The organism is Hathewaya massiliensis, assembly GCF_902143515.1.
GTDB classification, from domain to species: domain Bacteria; phylum Bacillota; class Clostridia; order Clostridiales; family Clostridiaceae; genus Hathewaya; species Hathewaya massiliensis.
Window position 1 is genome coordinate 161,799 of sequence record NZ_CABFVD010000002.1, and the last position, 17,661, is coordinate 179,459.

Here is a 17,661-nt window from a genome sequence, read left to right on the forward strand (position 1 = left end):
AAGTAATTTAAAGATAATAGAGGATATATGGACGAGAATGCTTATGAACATAAAACTTTAAAATAGATGATATAGTAGATATAAGTAGATGGTGAGTAGGTACAGAAGAAATAAACATATCCAAGTGTATCTATATGTGAAAAACTTAATAAATTTGAAAAAAGTAAAGCAATAAAGGTATAATTAAGAATAAGGGCATATTTAAGCGAAAAACCATGTAATTTACTATGATATTATTTTTCATGTCGCTAAGACACAAAACATTATCAACATGACGATTTGAGATTTTAAAAAATCTTAAAAACCTTTAAAAAAATCTTGACAAATATTCAAGAATTTGATAAAGTAATAAATGTCGTTATGAGGCGACAAAAAATGAACTTTGAAAATTAAACAGAGTAAGATAAAAGAACTCGCATTCTTTTGAGAAAAAGAAAAGAAATAAAGAAACAAGTTCAAGTCAGTAAAATGCTTGAGCAAGTGGATAAACTTAAATTAAGAAAACTTAATTGTATAGCTAAAACCTTTATAGTTTATGTAAATAAGCTAAGAGGAAACTCCTCAGCTAGTGCTGATGAGTAAGATGCTACACGAAACAAGTTTCTAGTATCATCTTAAATTGAGAGTTTGATCCTGGCTCAGGACGAACGCTGGCGGCGTGCTTAACACATGCAAGTCGAGCGATGAAGTTCCCTTCGGGGAACGGATTAGCGGCGGACGGGTGAGTAACACGTGGGTAACCTGCCTCAAAGAGGGGGATAGCCTTCCGAAAGGAAGATTAATACCGCATAATATCTTTTTATTGCATGATAGAAAGATTAAAGGAGCAATCCGCTTTGAGATGGACCCGCGGCGCATTAGCTAGTTGGTGAGGTAACGGCTCACCAAGGCGACGATGCGTAGCCGACCTGAGAGGGTGATCGGCCACATTGGGACTGAGACACGGCCCAGACTCCTACGGGAGGCAGCAGTGGGGAATATTGCGCAATGGAGGAAACTCTGACGCAGCAACGCCGCGTGAGTGATGAAGGTCTTCGGATTGTAAAGCTCTGTCTTTAGGGACGATAATGACGGTACCTAAGGAGGAAGCCACGGCTAACTACGTGCCAGCAGCCGCGGTAATACGTAGGTGGCAAGCGTTGTCCGGATTTACTGGGCGTAAAGCATGCGTAGGCGGATACTTAAGTGGGATGTGAAATCCCGGGGCTTAACCCCGGTGCTGCATTCCAAACTGGGTATCTAGAGTGCAGGAGAGGAAAGCGGAATTCCTAGTGTAGCGGTGAAATGCGTAGAGATTAGGAAGAACACCAGTGGCGAAGGCGGCTTTCTGGACTGTAACTGACGCTGAGGCATGAAAGCGTGGGTAGCAAACAGGATTAGATACCCTGGTAGTCCACGCCGTAAACGATGGGTACTAGGTGTCGGGGTTTCGTTACCTCGGTGCCGCAGTTAACACATTAAGTACCCCGCCTGGGGAGTACGATCGCAAGATTAAAACTCAAAGGAATTGACGGGGGCCCGCACAAGTAGCGGAGCATGTGGTTTAATTCGAAGCAACGCGAAGAACCTTACCTGGGCTTGACATCCCAAGAATCCCGTGGAAACATGGGAGTGCCCTTCGGGGAACTTGGAGACAGGTGGTGCATGGTTGTCGTCAGCTCGTGTCGTGAGATGTTGGGTTAAGTCCCGCAACGAGCGCAACCCTTATTGTTAGTTGCTACCATTAAGTTGAGCACTCTAGCAAGACTGCCTGGGTAACCAGGAGGAAGGTGGGGATGACGTCAAATCATCATGCCCCTTATGTCCAGGGCTACACACGTGCTACAATGGTCGGTACAGAGAGATGCAAGATCGTGAGGTGGAGCAAATCTCACAAAGCCGATCTCAGTTCGGATTGTAGGCTGCAACTCGCCTACATGAAGCTGGAGTTACTAGTAATCGCGAATCAGAATGTCGCGGTGAATGCGTTCCCGGGCCTTGTACACACCGCCCGTCACACCATGAGAGTTGGTAACACCCGAAGTCCGTGAGGTAACCTTTTGGAGCCAGCGGCCGAAGGTGGGATCGATGATTGGGGTGAAGTCGTAACAAGGTAGCCGTAGGAGAACCTGCGGCTGGATCACCTCCTTTCTAAGGAGAATTCGAAAAGATTACGATCTTTTCGTAGCGAGCACTTACTCTGTTTAATTTTGAAGGACCAAAATTCCTTCAAATAAGTAGAATCTCCAAAGGGAGAAAAGACTAACGTCTAAAAGATTAAAATAATCTAAGGATGTTAAGTTAACTACTTTGTTCTTTGAAAATTGCACAATGAATAATAATTATAATAACTATATTTTACTGAAAAATGTAAACTTTAGTTACTCATGATAGGTCAAGTTAGAAAGGGCGCATGGCGAATGCCTTGGCACCAGGAGCCGATGAAGGACGTGATAAGCTGCGATAAGCTGTGGGTAGCCGCACATAGGCTGTGATCCACAGATTTCCGAATGAGGAAACTCATACACTAAACAGTGTATATTCTGAACTGAATACATAGGTTCAGAAAGGTAAACCCGGGGAACTGAAACATCTAAGTACCCGGAGGAAGAGAAAGAAAAATCGATTTCCTAAGTAGCGGCGAGCGAACGGGAAAGAGCCCAAACCAGAAACTTGTTTCTGGGGTTGCGGACAGATCATAACGTGGAGGCTATTGTAGTCAAAGTAAGCTGGAAAGCTTCACCGCAGAAGGTAATAGTCCTGTAGACAAAACAAGAAGACCACAGATCTGATCCAGAGTACCACGAGACACGTGAAACCTTGTGGGAAGCAGGGAGGACCACCTCCCAAGGCTAAATACTACCTGGTGACCGATAGTGAAGAAGTACCGTGAGGGAAAGGTGAAAAGAACCCCGGGAGGGGAGTGAAATAGAACCTGAAACCGTGTGCCTACAATCGGTCGGAGCACTTTATATGTGTGACGGCGTACTTTTTGTAGAACGGGCCAACGAGTTACGATATGTAGCAAGGTTAAGCACTTAAGGTGTGGAGCCGAAGGGAAACCAAGTCTGAATAGGGCGCTTTAGTTGCATGTCGTAGACCCGAAACCGGGTGACCTATCCATGGCCAGGATGAAGCGGAAGTAAAATTCCGTGGAGGTCCGAACCACGTTGGTGTTGAAAAACCATGGGATGAGCTGTGGATAGCGGAGAAATTCCAATCGAACTCGGAGATAGCTGGTTCTCCTCGAAATAGCTTTAGGGCTAGCGTCAGGTAATTGAGTAATGGAGGTAGAGCACTGAATGAGCTAGGGGGCTTCACCGCTTACCGAACTCTATCAAACTCCGAATGCCATATACTTTTATCCTGGCAGTCAGACTGCGAATGATAAGATCCGTAGTCAAAAGGGAAAGAGCCCAGACCATCAGCTAAGGTCCCAAAGTGTAAGTTAAGTGGTAAAGGATGTGGGATTTCTAAGACAACTAGGATGTTGGCTTAGAAGCAGCCACTCATTTAAAGAGTGCGTAATAGCTCACTAGTCAAGAGATCCCGCGCCGAAAATGTTCGGGGCTAAAACTTACCACCGAAGCTATGGATGTACGTAGTACATGGTAGAGGAGCTTTCTGCACAGGTTGAAGCTGTACCGTAAGGAGCGGTGGACAGTGCAGAAGTGAGAATGTTGGCATGAGTAGCGAGAAATAGGTGAGAATCCTATTGGCCGAATACCTAAGGTTTCCTGAGGAAGGCTCGTCCTCTCAGGGTTAGTCGGGACCTAAGCCCAGGCTGAAGAGCGTAGGCGATGGACAATCGGTTGATATTCCGATACCGCCAAACTTCGTTTGACAAATGGGGTGACGCAGAAGGATAAGATGTGCATACTATTGGATTGTATGTCTAAGCATTTAGGCAGACTAGATAGGCAAATCCGTCTAGTTAATGCTGAGGTGTGATGGGGAGCGAATTTATTCGCGAAGTATCTGATTCCACGCTGCCAAGAAAAGCCTCTATGGAGAAGTTTGGTGCCCGTACCGCAAACCGACACAGGTAGGTGAGGAGAGAATCCTAAGGCCGACGGAAGAATTGTTGTTAAGGAACTCGGCAAATTGACCCCGTAACTTCGGGAGAAGGGGTGCCTAGCGAAAGCTAGGCCGCAGTGAATAGGCCCAGGCAACTGTTTAACAAAAACACAGGTCTCTGCTAAAGCGTAAGCTGATGTATAGGGGCTGACGCCTGCCCGGTGCTGGAAGGTTAAGGGGATCTGTTAGCGCAAGCGAAGCAGTGAACTTAAGCCCCAGTAAACGGCGGCCGTAACTATAACGGTCCTAAGGTAGCGAAATTCCTTGTCGGGTAAGTTCCGACCCGCACGAATGGCGTAATGATCTGGGCACTGTCTCAACAACAAATCCGGTGAAATTGTAGTGCAAGTGAAGATGCTTGCTACCCGCAGTTGGACGGAAAGACCCCGTAGAGCTTTACTGCAACTTAACATTGAACTTCGGTATTGTCTGTACAGGATAGGTGGGAGACTTGGAGATACCCTCGTCAGGGGGTAAGGAGTCGTCCTTGGGATACCACCCTGACAGTACTGGAGTTCTAACGAAGGGCCATGAAACTGGTCGTCGGACATTGTTAGGTGGGCAGTTTGACTGGGGCGGTCGCCTCCGAAAGTGTAACGGAGGCGCCCAAAGGTTCCCTCAGCGCGGTCGGAAATCGCGCGAAGAGTGCAAAGGCAGAAGGGAGCCTGACTGCAACACATACAGGTGGAGCAGGGACGAAAGTCGGGCTTAGTGATCCGGTGGTACCTCGTGGGAGGGCCATCGCTTAACGGATAAAAGCTACCTCGGGGATAACAGGCTGATCTCCCCCAAGAGTCCACATCGACGGGGAGGTTTGGCACCTCGATGTCGGCTCGTCGCATCCTGGAGCTGAAGTCGGTTCCAAGGGTTGGGCTGTTCGCCCATTAAAGCGGCACGCGAGCTGGGTTCAGAACGTCGTGAGACAGTTCGGTCCCTATCCGCTGCGGGCGCAGGAAATTTGAGAGGAGCTGTCCTTAGTACGAGAGGACCGGGATGGACTGACCTCTGGTGCACCAGTTGTCACGCCAGTGGCACAGCTGGGTAGCTATGTCGGGACAGGATAAACACTGAAAGCATCTAAGTGTGAAGCCTACCTCAAGATAAGATTTCCCATGACTTTAAGTCAGTAAGACTCCTTGAAGAACACAAGGTTGATAGGTGAGAGGTGGAAGCATGGTAACATGTGTAGCTGACTCATACTAATAAGTCGAGGACTTGACCAAATAATATTCATTGTGCAATTTTGAGAGAACATCTCAATAATCTGGTGGCAATGGCGTAAAGGTAACACTCCTTCCCATACCGAACAGGCAAGTTAAGCTTTATAGCGCTGATGGTACTGCAGGGGAAGCCCTGTGGGAGAGTAAGACGTCGCCAGGTAATATGATCTACTAGCTCAGTCGGTAGAGCACATGACTTTTAATCATGGTGTCCGGGGTTCGATTCCCCGGTAGATCACCAAAAAGCATCTTATATAGGTAAGGTGCTTTTTATTTTTTTGTTATTTAATTATAAAAAGAATGTTGACAATTATATACTACCAGTGTACTATATAAATATAACACTAATATAATAAGAAATAGGTGGTGATTAAAATGAAGTTTAATGATAATTTGCCTATTTATATTCAAATAATGAACTATCTAAAGTCTAAGATTGTTACAGGTGAATTAAAGCCCAATGATAAATTACCTTCAGTTAGAGAATTATCATCTACTATAAAAGTTAATCCTAATACTATTCAAAGAACTTATAGTGAACTTGAGAGAGAAGGAGTTACCTATACCCAGAGAGGAATGGGAACCTTTGTAACAGAAGATAAAGACTTGATATACAACCTTAAGAAGAATATGGCAGAGGAAATAGTTAATGACTTTATTAAAAACATGAAGAATTTAGGTTTTTCAATGGAAGAGGTTACAAGAATAATATCAGAAAGTACAAAGAATTTAAGCTAAGGGGGAGTAATTGTGAGCAATATTTTAGATGCTACAAATCTAAATAAGACTTATGGGAAAAAACAAGCTTTAAAGGATTTTAATCTAATTTTACCGCAGGGGAGAGTTTTAGGATTATTAGGACCTAATGGAAGTGGTAAGACTACTTTTATAAAAATCTTAACAGGAATATTAGCACCTTCAAAAGGTAGCATACTAATAGATGGACATAATCCAGGTGTACACACTAAAGCTTTAGTGTCTTATTTGCCAGATAAAGATTATTTATATAAATGGATGAAAATAAAAGATGCAATAAATTTATTTGATGACTTTTATGAAGATTTTGATAAGGTAAAAGCCAATGAATTGTTAGAGTTTATGAAGTTAGAAAAAGATATGAGTGTTAAAGGCTTATCTAAGGGTATGAAGGAAAAACTTAACCTTGCCTTGGTCTTATCTAGAAAATCAAAAATTTATGTCTTAGATGAACCTATAGCAGGAGTAGACCCAGTAACTAGGGAAAAAATTCTGGATGCTATTATAAACAATTATTCAGAAGACAGCTCAATGATAATTACAACTCATTTAGTTAGAGACATAGAAAGAGTTTTCGATCATGTTGCTTTTATATCTGAAGGAAAGATAATTTTAGAAGGAAATGCTGAGGAATTAAGAGAGAAAAATTCAAAGTCTATAGATGAGATTTATAGAGATATTTTCAATGAAGATTAAGGGATGATGATTTATGGGGATTCTTTATATGATAGAAATGTTTTTTAGAAAATACTTAATTACTCCTATACAAAAATTTATTTTTAAAAATATAATAGGTTTTAATGTAGTTTATATAATTACAGAAATTGTGTTAGTTGCATTTTGCATATTTTTACTTTTCTTTTTTATAGGAGGAAGAAACGTTTTTATAGATAGAATAAAGTTAAAATATAGGGAGGATAAATAAATATGTTTAAAATATTAAAATATAATTTAAAAGAGAGTTTGAAATATATGACAATGATATTATCAGTAGCTATAATATTATTTGCGCTAGTCTTCTTTCTACTCGTGTCTAATAAAATATTAGAAGAAACTTCCATGGGATTTTATGCATTGATTACTTTTGGTGTTTTTCTTACAACTTTTATATACGTAATAAATGCATATAAAAATGAGTTATATGAGGAGAGGGCTTATCTAACCTTTACACTTCCATTAAAGGGGTGGGAAGTGTTAGGAGCTAAAACAATTTTAAGTATTATCCTATTTTTTATATCTGGTTTAGTATGTCTTATAGCTTTATTAGTTATTATAAGCAATCTAGGAAATGTAGAAATATCGAAATTACTTAGTATAGGTATTAAAGATATTACTCTAGGTGAAAAGCGCAGTGTAATATTTGGAATAGTTTTAGCATTAATACAGTGGTTACAGTTTATATTAACTATTTTCTTTAGTATAACTTTAAGTAAAGTAGCTATTAAAAATAAGCAAGTAGGGTTTATATCTTTTGTCATTTTTATGGTAGCAAATTTTTTAATAGGCTTTATAGGAAACAAAGTTATAGAACTAGTTCCATATAATTTAGATTTTAATAATCTTGCTATTGTAAAAAATCAATCAAATTTTCAATGGTATTTTGGAAATATAGGATTTTTCATATATAGCATAATAGTTATAATATTAATTTTTGCTTTTACATCTTATTTCTTAGAAAAAAAAGTGGACTTATAGCAATAAAAGATTATTAAGAAAGCAGCGTTATACAGGGGATTCTTAGTTATGCAATTAAGAATTATTTATCTTATGACTATCTGTTCTAATACTTCCACCTTCTTCAAGGCAGGAGTATTAGAGCAGCTATGTCCATGGATAATAATTTCTATATATTTTCTATCACTTCTTTAAAAACTTTATTAATATCATCTTTTATAATTATATCAGCCTTACTATCGGCAGAGGTTGTAGATTTATTTATAAGGATTAAGGTTTTTCCTCTAAAGAAATCAATAAGACCTGTAGCTGGGTAAACAACAAGGGAAGTTCCTCCAATTATCAAGGTATCTGCTTCTGAAATAGCTTTAATAGACCCTCTAATAATAGAGTCATCTAAGCCTTCTTCATAAAGTACTACATCTGGTTTAACTATGCCGCCACAATCTATGCAAGTTGGAATGGTTTTGCTTTTCAAGACAAAGTTAACATCATAAAACTTACCACATTCCTCACAGTAGTTTCTTAATACTGATCCATGAAGCTCAAAAACATTTTTACTTCCAGCCTTTTGATGTAATCCATCAATATTTTGAGTTACAATAGCTTTTAACTTTCCCATTTCTTCAAGTTTAGCCAAAGCTATATGAGTATTGTTTGGTTTAGCATTAGGATATATAAGTTTTGATTTATAAAAATTAAAAAATTCTTTTGGATATTTTATATAAAAACTATGAGAAACTAATTCCTCAGGAGTGAAAGTTATATTAAGTTTTTCATTAAATAATCCATTAGAACTTCTGAAATCTGGTATTCCAGAAGAGGTGCTTACGCCGGCCCCACCAAAGAAGACTATATTGTTACTGTTTTTAATTATTTCTAATAAGCTTTCAATTTTATTATTCATAAAAACCTCTCCTAAATATATTTTATAGTTATATTATGCACAATTTATAGTATAAATAAAATAGATAAAATTTAAATACATGGATAATGTTAATAAAATGTTATAATGACTGTGAGGATCAATTCAGCGTTTGGTATATTAGGGGGAGATGAGATGAATATTGAAATAGTGAAAGCTAAGGAAGAGCAAAGATAAATATTAGCACGTCTAATAGAGGTATATATTGCATATACTAAACCTGGTGTATCAATAATAATAATATAGAGAAAAAACCTATATTTAAAAGAAAAGCAAAGATATTTCCACCATATGAGATATAAAGTAGTTTTAGTGTAGAGGAATTATGATATCATATATTTCGTACTTTGGTTTGCGTAAAAGCAACCAAAATCAAAATGATTTCAACAGATTTAAAAAAATAAAAAAAACTGTTGACAAGATGAAATCACTTTGATAAAATTATTATTGTCGCTGAAACATAGTGACAAAATAAAAACAAATTGGTCTTTGAAAATTAAACAGAGTAAGATAAAAGAACTCGCATTCTTTTGAGAAAAAGAAAAGAAATAAAGAAACAAGTTCAAGTCAGTAAAATGCTTGAGCATGTGGATAAACTCGATTTTAAATTGAGAGTTTGATCCTGGCTCAGGACGAACGCTGGCGGCGTGCTTAACACATGCAAGTCGAGCGATGAAGTTCCCTTCGGGGAACGGATTAGCGGCGGACGGGGGAGTAACACGTGGGTAACCTGCCTCAAAGTGGGGGATAGCCTTCCGAAAGGAAGATTAATACCGCATAATATCTTTTTATTGCATGATAAAAAGATTAAAGGAGCAATCCGCTTTGAGATGGACCCGCGGCGCATTAGCTAGTTGGTGAGGTAACGGCTCACCAAGGCGACGATGCGTAGCCGACCTGAGAGGGTGATCGGCCACATTGGGACTGAGACACGGCCCAGACTCCTACGGGAGGCAGCAGTGGGGAATATTGCGCAATGGAGGAAACTCTGACGCAGCAACGCCGCGTGAGTGATGAAGGTCTTCGGATTGTAAAGCTCTGTCTTTAGGGACGATAATGACGGTACCTAAGGAGGAAGCCACGGCTAACTACGTGCCAGCAGCCGCGGTAATACGTAGGTGGCAAGCGTTGTCCGGATTTACTGGGCGTAAAGCATGCGTAGGCGGATACTTAAGTGGGATGTGAAATCCCGGGGCTTAACCCCGGTGCTGCATTCCAAACTGGGTATCTAGAGTGCAGGAGAGGAAAGCGGAATTCCTAGTGTAGCGGTGAAATGCGTAGAGATTAGGAAGAACACCAGTGGCGAAGGCGGCTTTCTGGACTGTAACTGACGCTGAGGCATGAAAGCGTGGGTAGCAAACAGGATTAGATACCCTGGTAGTCCACGCCGTAAACGATGGGTACTAGGTGTCGGGGTTTCGTTACCTCGGTGCCGCAGTTAACACATTAAGTACCCCGCCTGGGGAGTACGATCGCAAGATTAAAACTCAAAGGAATTGACGGGGGCCCGCACAAGTAGCGGAGCATGTGGTTTAATTCGAAGCAACGCGAAGAACCTTACCTGGGCTTGACATCCCAAGAATCCCGTGGAAACATGGGAGTGCCCTTCGGGGAACTTGGAGACAGGTGGTGCATGGTTGTCGTCAGCTCGTGTCGTGAGATGTTGGGTTAAGTCCCGCAACGAGCGCAACCCTTATTGTTAGTTGCTACCATTAAGTTGAGCACTCTAGCAAGACTGCCTGGGTAACCAGGAGGAAGGTGGGGATGACGTCAAATCATCATGCCCCTTATGTCCAGGGCTACACACGTGCTACAATGGTCGGTACAGAGAGATGCAAGATCGTGAGGTGGAGCAAATCTCACAAAGCCGATCTCAGTTCGGATTGTAGGCTGCAACTCGCCTACATGAAGCTGGAGTTACTAGTAATCGCGAATCAGAATGTCGCGGTGAATGCGTTCCCGGGCCTTGTACACACCGCCCGTCACACCATGAGAGTTGGTAACACCCGAAGTCCGTGAGGTAACCTTTTGGAGCCAGCGGCCGAAGGTGGGATCGATGATTGGGGTGAAGTCGTAACAAGGTAGCCGTAGGAGAACCTGCGGCTGGATCACCTCCTTTCTAAGGAGAATTCGAAAAGATTACGATCTTTTCGTAGCGAGCACTTACTCTGTTTAATTTTGAAGGACCAAAATTCCTTCAAATAAGTAGAATCTCCAAAGGGAGAAAAGACTAACGTCTAAAAGATTAAAATAATCTAAGGATGTTAAGTTAACTACTTTGTTCTTTGAAAATTGCACAATGAATAATAATTATAATAACTATATTTTACTGAAAAATGTAAACTTTAGTTACTCATGATAGGTCAAGTTAGAAAGGGCGCATGGCGAATGCCTTGGCACCAGGAGCCGATGAAGGACGTGATAAGCTGCGATAAGCTGTGGGTAGCCGCACATAGGCTGTGATCCACAGATTTCCGAATGAGGAAACTCATACACTAAACAGTGTATATTCTGAACTGAATACATAGGTTCAGAAGGGTAAACCCGGGGAACTGAAACATCTAAGTACCCGGAGGAAGAGAAAGAAAAATCGATTTCCTAAGTAGCGGCGAGCGAACGGGAAAGAGTCCAAACCAGAAACTTGTTTCCGGGGTTGCGGACAGATCATAACGTGGAGGCTATTGTAGTCAAAGTAAGCTGGAAAGCTTCACCGCAGAAGGTAATAGTCCTGTAGACAAAACAAGAAGACCACAGATCTGATCCAGAGTACCACGAGACACGTGAAACCTTGTGGGAAGCAGGGAGGACCACCTCCCAAGGCTAAATACTACCTGGTGACCGATAGTGAAGAAGTACCGTGAGGGAAAGGTGAAAAGAACCCCGGGAGGGGAGTGAAATAGAACCTGAAACCGTGTGCCTACAATCGGTCGGAGCACTTTATATGTGTGACGGCGTACTTTTTGTAGAACGGGCCAACGAGTTACGATATGTAGCAAGGTTAAGCACTTAAGGTGTGGAGCCGAAGGGAAACCAAGTCTGAATAGGGCGCTTTAGTTGCATGTCGTAGACCCGAAACCGGGTGACCTATCCATGGCCAGGATGAAGCGGAAGTAAAATTCCGTGGAGGTCCGAACCACGTTGGTGTTGAAAAACCATGGGATGAGCTGTGGATAGCGGAGAAATTCCAATCGAACTCGGAGATAGCTGGTTCTCCTCGAAATAGCTTTAGGGCTAGCGTCAGGTAATTGAGTAATGGAGGTAGAGCACTGAATGAGCTAGGGGGCTTCACCGCTTACCGAACTCTATCAAACTCCGAATGCCATATACTTTTATCCTGGCAGTCAGACTGCGAATGATAAGATCCGTAGTCAAAAGGGAAAGAGCCCAGACCATCAGCTAAGGTCCCAAAGTGTAAGTTAAGTGGTAAAGGATGTGGGATTTCTAAGACAACTAGGATGTTGGCTTAGAAGCAGCCACTCATTTAAAGAGTGCGTAATAGCTCACTAGTCAAGAGATCCCGCGCCGAAAATGTTCGGGGCTAAAACTTACCACCGAAGCTATGGATGTACGTAGTACATGGTAGAGGAGCTTTCTGCACAGGTTGAAGCTGTACCGTAAGGAGCGGTGGACAGTGCAGAAGTGAGAATGTTGGCATGAGTAGCGAGAAATAGGTGAGAATCCTATTGGCCGAATACCTAAGGTTTCCTGAGGAAGGCTCGTCCTCTCAGGGTTAGTCGGGACCTAAGCCCAGGCTGAAGAGCGTAGGCGATGGACAATCGGTTGATATTCCGATACCGCCAAACTTCGTTTGACAAATGGGGTGACGCAGAAGGATAAGATGTGCATACTATTGGATTGTATGTCTAAGCATTTAGGCAGACTAGATAGGCAAATCCGTCTAGTTAATGCTGAGGTGTGATGGGGAGCGAATTTATTCGCGAAGTATCTGATTCCACGCTGCCAAGAAAAGCCTCTATGGAGAAGTTTGGTGCCCGTACCGCAAACCGACACAGGTAGGTGAGGAGAGAATCCTAAGGCCGACGGAAGAATTGTTGTTAAGGAACTCGGCAAATTGACCCCGTAACTTCGGGAGAAGGGGTGCCTAGCGAAAGCTAGGCCGCAGTGAATAGGCCCAGGCAACTGTTTAACAAAAACACAGGTCTCTGCTAAAGCGTAAGCTGATGTATAGGGGCTGACGCCTGCCCGGTGCTGGAAGGTTAAGGGGATCTGTTAGCGCAAGCGAAGCAGTGAACTTAAGCCCCAGTAAACGGCGGCCGTAACTATAACGGTCCTAAGGTAGCGAAATTCCTTGTCGGGTAAGTTCCGACCCGCACGAATGGCGTAATGATCTGGGCACTGTCTCAACAACAAATCCGGTGAAATTGTAGTGCAAGTGAAGATGCTTGCTACCCGCAGTTGGACGGAAAGACCCCGTAGAGCTTTACTGCAACTTAACATTGAACTTCGGTATTGTCTGTACAGGATAGGTGGGAGACTTGGAGATACCCTCGTCAGGGGGTAAGGAGTCGTCCTTGGGATACCACCCTGACAGTACTGGAGTTCTAACGAAGGGCCATGAAACTGGTCGTCGGACATTGTTAGGTGGGCAGTTTGACTGGGGCGGTCGCCTCCGAAAGTGTAACGGAGGCGCCCAAAGGTTCCCTCAGCGCGGTCGGAAATCGCGCGAAGAGTGCAAAGGCAGAAGGGAGCCTGACTGCAACACATACAGGTGGAGCAGGGACGAAAGTCGGGCTTAGTGATCCGGTGGTACCTCGTGGGAGGGCCATCGCTTAACGGATAAAAGCTACCTCGGGGATAACAGGCTGATCTCCCCCAAGAGTCCACATCGACGGGGAGGTTTGGCACCTCGATGTCGGCTCGTCGCATCCTGGAGCTGAAGTCGGTTCCAAGGGTTGGGCTGTTCGCCCATTAAAGCGGCACGCGAGCTGGGTTCAGAACGTCGTGAGACAGTTCGGTCCCTATCCGCTGCGGGCGCAGGAAATTTGAGAGGAGCTGTCCTTAGTACGAGAGGACCGGGATGGACTGACCTCTGGTGCACCAGTTGTCACGCCAGTGGCACAGCTGGGTAGCTATGTCGGGACAGGATAAACACTGAAAGCATCTAAGTGTGAAGCCTACCTCAAGATAAGATTTCCCATGACTTTAAGTCAGTAAGACTCCTTGAAGAACACAAGGTTGATAGGTGAGAGGTGGAAGCATGGTAACATGTGTAGCTGACTCATACTAATAAGTCGAGGACTTGACCAAATAATATTCATTGTGCAATTTTGAGAGAACATTCTCTCAATGTATACCGTCTAACAACAAATAAATATCAACAAAATGTATCTGGTGACAATGGCGTAAAGGAAACACTCCTTCCCATACCGAACAGGCAAGTTAAGCTTTACAGCGCTGATGGTACTGCAGGGGAAGCCCTGTGGGAGAGTAAGACGTCGCCGGGTAAAATATTCCGCAGTAGCTCAATGGTGGAGCACTCGGCTGTTAACCGATAGGTTGGAGGTTCGAATCCTCTCTGCGGAGCCAATGTGGCTGGATAGCTCAGTCGGTAGAGCAGAGGACTGAAAATCCTCGTGTCCCTGGTTCGATTCCTGGTCTAGCCACCAAATATGGCGCCATAGCCAAGTGGTAAGGCAGAGGTCTGCAAAACCTTTATCCCCCAGTTCAAATCTGGGTGGCGCCTCCAATAAAAAACATCTCATAATTTTATGAGATGTTTTTTTTTATTTATCTATTTAATCTTATTATTGTGAAGTTTTGAGAGAACACTCTCTCAATGTATACCGTCTAACAACAAATAAATATCAACAAAATGTATCTGGTGACAATGGCGTATTAGTACTATTTACTATTCGTGGGTATTTTTTAGCCTACTAATATATTTTCTAATACTTCTATTTCGCCTTTTTCACTATCTAAAGATATTTTTGTACCTATAGGAATAGTTAACTTAGGATAACAATGTCCAGAAGAGAAATTACTTAAAATAGGTATATTTAAATTTAGTAATCTATCAGTGAAGACTTCATCTAAAGTAAGACTATTAGTATGATTTTTTAATTCACAGTCAGTAAATCCACCTAATATAACTCCACTACACTTTTGTATTTTACCACTTAATAATAATTGAGTAAGCATTCTATCTATTTTATATGGTGACTCACCTATATCCTCTATAAACAATATGTTATTCTCAAAGTCTATTTCATATGGTGTGCCAAGGGTACTACAAATCAGACATAGGTTCCCTCCTACTAGGTTTCCAATGGCTTTTCCCTTTATTAATGGAAAACTTTTAATATCAACTGGATTTTTAATTATATGCTTTTCCTCTTTTATGCACTTTATACTGTCCATGAAACTTCTAAAGGTATGTTCATCTTTTAAATTAGAAGTTCCCATAGGACCGTGAAAGGTTGGGAAATTACACTGTTTATAAATATTATTTAAAAGTACGGTTACATCACTAAAACCCATAAATATTTTTGGATTATCTGCTATAACACTAAAATCTAAATAAGGTAGAATTCTCATGGCACCATATCCACCTCTGATACATAAGACCATATCTACTTCAGGATCTTTAAACATATTCATTAAATCCTCGGCTCTATGCCTATCTTCTCCAGCTAAGTATCCCTTTCTATCATAAATATGATTTCCCTCTTTTATATTAAAGCCAAAGGATTTTATAAGTTCTATACCATATTTTATTTTTTCAGGATCTTCTGCACTAGAAGGACAAATAAGTCCTATGGTATCACCAGTTTTTAAAACCTTTAATTTTTTCATTTTATCACTCCATTTAAATTCGTTTAATATTTAGTTAGAACAATATATTTAACTAAAGTTGAAATATATTTAGTAACTATATTATATAGTAAATATTTGATTTAATAGCTATTTCATTAGTTAGAATCCTCATAATATTATTATATATAGTTTATATATTTTTTTGATTATAAAAATATATATCATAGCATAACCTACTAAAAATGAGCAATTGGCATATTTGAGCATATAAATTATTTCTATTAGGAGTCATGAGGATTAATCGATTAAGATAAGGTCATACAGCCCATAACCCTAGTGGATAAAAGGTAGAAACCCTAGTATAATCTGTATATGTGTCTTGGGGAGAAAAATTTAGTTTTGGAGGGTTAATTTATGGCTTTGTATAAAGAGGTAGTTGAAAGAAGAACTAACTCTATTATTTTGAGTTCTTTATGTACATTATTGTTCTTTATAGTAATTTTTGATTTTTTTGAAGCAGTTTCTCATAGGATTGCATTCTACAGTATTCTTAGGTATTTATTGTATATAACTATGGGTATATTATTTGTACTACAGAGAAGAAGGATTAAAACAAAGTTTAAGTATACAATTATACAGGATGAACTTATGATACATAAGATAATTGGAAGCGATGAAAGTTTAGTAGAGAGTATAAATTTAAATGATATAGAATACATTGGTAAATGTAGATGTCTAAAGGAGTTTTTTGGTTTTTATAAGGAAAGAAAATACGATTTTTGTTTATGTAGCAATAATAATTATATATGTGTTTATAAAGTAGGAAATAAGGTTAAGAAGTTTTATTTTAAGCCTAGTGAGAGATTTATAAAAACTGTAAGAAGATCTATTGTATGTAGATAGCTTATCTTAAAGTCTTAAGAGCCTATATAAAAATCCATGCAAAGATGGGAAATAAAATCCCCTTTATGCATGGATTTTTTAATTTAACTTTTAGAATTATTATGAAGTTCTACTGTAATTTCTCTTAATAAGTCTTCTCTTTCTATTATATCAATTGATGTTAGACATAAAGCTTCTATAGCTTTAAAGCATTGTTCTTTGGCAAAAGAGTTTAAGGTAAGTGCTTCAAAGCTTTTAGAAGGAAATTTTATTTTTTCATTTTCACAAATAGATACTGAAGGATATATACAAGGTGTTGTATGACTTATAGAACCGATACTTAAACCATAAGGAATATCTCTACAACACTCTACATCTATAATGCCACATTCTTTTAAATTGTTAGTAAAAAGCCTTGATAGAGATTTATTTGTTAGTAACTCCTCACAAGGAGTATCAAATAGACCTATTTTATATTCAACCTTTAAAGTAGTACATATGCTATCCAATACTTTTCTTAAATCACGCTCTAATTTCTCACAATGGCATAAGTTGCTACTCCTTATATAAAACCTACTGTATGCTTTTGAATGTATCCCATAAGGTCTATCTGAGCTTTTAATCTGTATGCCATCTATGGAGTATAAGTCTTTGTTATTTTTAATTAGTGAATTTAAAATATTAAATACAGAAAGACAAGCATCTAAAGGCGAAGAGTTCGCATCTCCCTCTTCTAAATCTTCCATTGATGTAAAGCTTATTTCAATAGGAATAAGACCTGCAGAAGTACCGCTTTCTAAAGTATCATTATAAACATGTGGACACATAATTATATCCATATCCTTAAAAGCACCTTGCTTTGTTAATATTAATTCTCCACCATTAAAAAGGTTACCTGGACAACCAATAATAACTACACTTCCTCCGATTTTAGGAATTGCCTGACATAAGGCTAGAGCAGCACCTACAGTTATTCCAGCGTTTAAATGATTACCATATATGTGGCCTTCATTTGAAGCGGAATACTTGCATATATAACATATCTTAGGGTGACCTTCTCCGAACTGAGCAAAAAAGCTAGTATCCATGTCTAAAAAGTTTTCTTTTACATTAAAATTGAACTTTTTAAGAAGGGATACTATGTAGTTATAAGCTTTTTCCTCTTTAAAAGGAAGCTCAGGATTATTATATATAAACTGTGATAGAGAAAGTATTTCCTCTTCTATAGTTGAGATATAGCTAATAGTTTTTTGTTTCATATTCCAACCACTCCAAATTTTTTTAAATTTATTAATCACAATTAGATAAATGCATAATTTTTTTAAATTTATTAACCAAATTTAGATAAACACATATAATAATATAGTACTAGTA

The 17,661-nt window shown here is 40.1% G+C and carries 9 protein-coding genes, 4 tRNA genes and 6 rRNA genes; 16 read left to right on the forward strand and 3 right to left on the reverse strand.

Going from position 1 to position 17,661, the window contains the following annotated elements; translation table 11 throughout:
- Positions 1-423: 423 nt before the first annotated feature.
- The 9 genes from FNZ64_RS14635 to FNZ64_RS06020 all read left to right on the forward strand — a co-directional run bounded on the left by FNZ64_RS14635 (position 424) and on the right by FNZ64_RS06020 (position 7,727).
- Complete coding sequence (locus FNZ64_RS14635) at positions 424-582, forward strand: hypothetical protein (RefSeq protein ID WP_185903695.1); 159 nt, start codon at positions 424-426, stop codon at positions 580-582.
- Between the two features lie 33 nt (positions 583-615).
- A 16S ribosomal RNA gene (locus tag FNZ64_RS05985) occupies positions 616-2,130 on the forward strand.
- A gap of 242 nt (positions 2,131-2,372) precedes the next feature.
- Positions 2,373-5,279: ribosomal RNA gene (locus FNZ64_RS05990) — 23S ribosomal RNA — on the forward strand.
- Between the two features lie 40 nt (positions 5,280-5,319).
- Positions 5,320-5,436, forward strand: a 5S ribosomal RNA gene (gene rrf / locus FNZ64_RS05995).
- Together the 16S, 23S and 5S rRNA genes with 1 tRNA gene alongside form the textbook arrangement of a ribosomal RNA operon.
- A gap of 5 nt (positions 5,437-5,441) precedes the next feature.
- Positions 5,442-5,517 (forward strand) — tRNA-Lys (locus FNZ64_RS06000).
- A gap of 128 nt (positions 5,518-5,645) precedes the next feature.
- A complete protein-coding gene (locus FNZ64_RS06005) occupies positions 5,646-6,014 on the forward strand; it encodes a GntR family transcriptional regulator (protein ID WP_207705517.1) in 369 nt (122 codons plus the stop codon).
- Between the two features lie 12 nt (positions 6,015-6,026).
- A complete protein-coding gene (locus FNZ64_RS06010) occupies positions 6,027-6,728 on the forward strand; it encodes an ABC transporter ATP-binding protein (RefSeq protein WP_142413949.1) in 702 nt (233 codons plus the stop codon).
- Positions 6,729-6,756: 28 nt separating this feature from the next.
- The gene (locus FNZ64_RS06015; protein WP_142413950.1) at positions 6,757-6,957 is read left to right on the forward strand and encodes a hypothetical protein; all 201 of its coding nucleotides are present in this window, start codon (positions 6,757-6,759) and stop codon (positions 6,955-6,957) included.
- Positions 6,958-6,959: 2 nt separating this feature from the next.
- Positions 6,960-7,727, forward strand: a complete 768-nt coding sequence (locus tag FNZ64_RS06020; protein WP_142413951.1) for a hypothetical protein — start codon at positions 6,960-6,962, stop codon at positions 7,725-7,727.
- Positions 7,728-7,875: 148 nt separating this feature from the next.
- Here FNZ64_RS06020 and FNZ64_RS06025 read toward each other — a convergent pair whose 3' ends face one another.
- Positions 7,876-8,613: an NAD-dependent protein deacylase gene (locus tag FNZ64_RS06025; RefSeq protein WP_142413952.1), complete on the reverse strand. Its 738-nt coding sequence runs from the start codon at positions 8,611-8,613 to the stop codon at positions 7,876-7,878.
- 622 nt (positions 8,614-9,235) lie between these two features.
- On the opposite strand from FNZ64_RS06025, the gene FNZ64_RS06030 reads away from it, so the two are divergent.
- The 6 genes from FNZ64_RS06030 to FNZ64_RS06055 all read left to right on the forward strand — a co-directional run bounded on the left by FNZ64_RS06030 (position 9,236) and on the right by FNZ64_RS06055 (position 14,338).
- Positions 9,236-10,750: ribosomal RNA gene (locus tag FNZ64_RS06030) — 16S ribosomal RNA — on the forward strand.
- Between the two features lie 242 nt (positions 10,751-10,992).
- Positions 10,993-13,899, forward strand: a 23S ribosomal RNA gene (locus tag FNZ64_RS06035).
- An 80-nt stretch (positions 13,900-13,979) separates the two neighbouring features.
- Positions 13,980-14,096: ribosomal RNA gene (rrf, locus tag FNZ64_RS06040) — 5S ribosomal RNA — on the forward strand.
- A gap of 7 nt (positions 14,097-14,103) precedes the next feature.
- Positions 14,104-14,178: transfer RNA gene (locus FNZ64_RS06045), tRNA-Asn, on the forward strand.
- Positions 14,179-14,182: 4 nt separating this feature from the next.
- A tRNA-Phe gene (locus FNZ64_RS06050) sits at positions 14,183-14,258 on the forward strand.
- Between the two features lie 5 nt (positions 14,259-14,263).
- Positions 14,264-14,338: transfer RNA gene (locus tag FNZ64_RS06055), tRNA-Cys, on the forward strand.
- A 179-nt stretch (positions 14,339-14,517) separates the two neighbouring features.
- Here FNZ64_RS06055 and FNZ64_RS06060 read toward each other — a convergent pair.
- Entirely contained in the window at positions 14,518-15,444 is a 927-nt protein-coding gene (locus FNZ64_RS06060) for a S66 peptidase family protein (protein ID WP_142413953.1), read from the reverse strand.
- Between the two features lie 375 nt (positions 15,445-15,819).
- Here FNZ64_RS06060 and FNZ64_RS06065 point away from each other — a divergent pair, with 375 nt between their 5' ends.
- Positions 15,820-16,308, forward strand: coding sequence for a hypothetical protein (locus FNZ64_RS06065; protein ID WP_142413954.1), 489 nt, complete (start codon positions 15,820-15,822; stop codon positions 16,306-16,308).
- Between the two features lie 83 nt (positions 16,309-16,391).
- Here the strand turns inward: FNZ64_RS06065 and FNZ64_RS06070 are convergent, their stop codons facing one another.
- Complete coding sequence (locus tag FNZ64_RS06070) at positions 16,392-17,546, reverse strand: zinc-binding metallopeptidase family protein (RefSeq protein WP_142413955.1); 1,155 nt, start codon at positions 17,544-17,546, stop codon at positions 16,392-16,394.
- Positions 17,547-17,661: the final 115 nt, after the last annotated feature.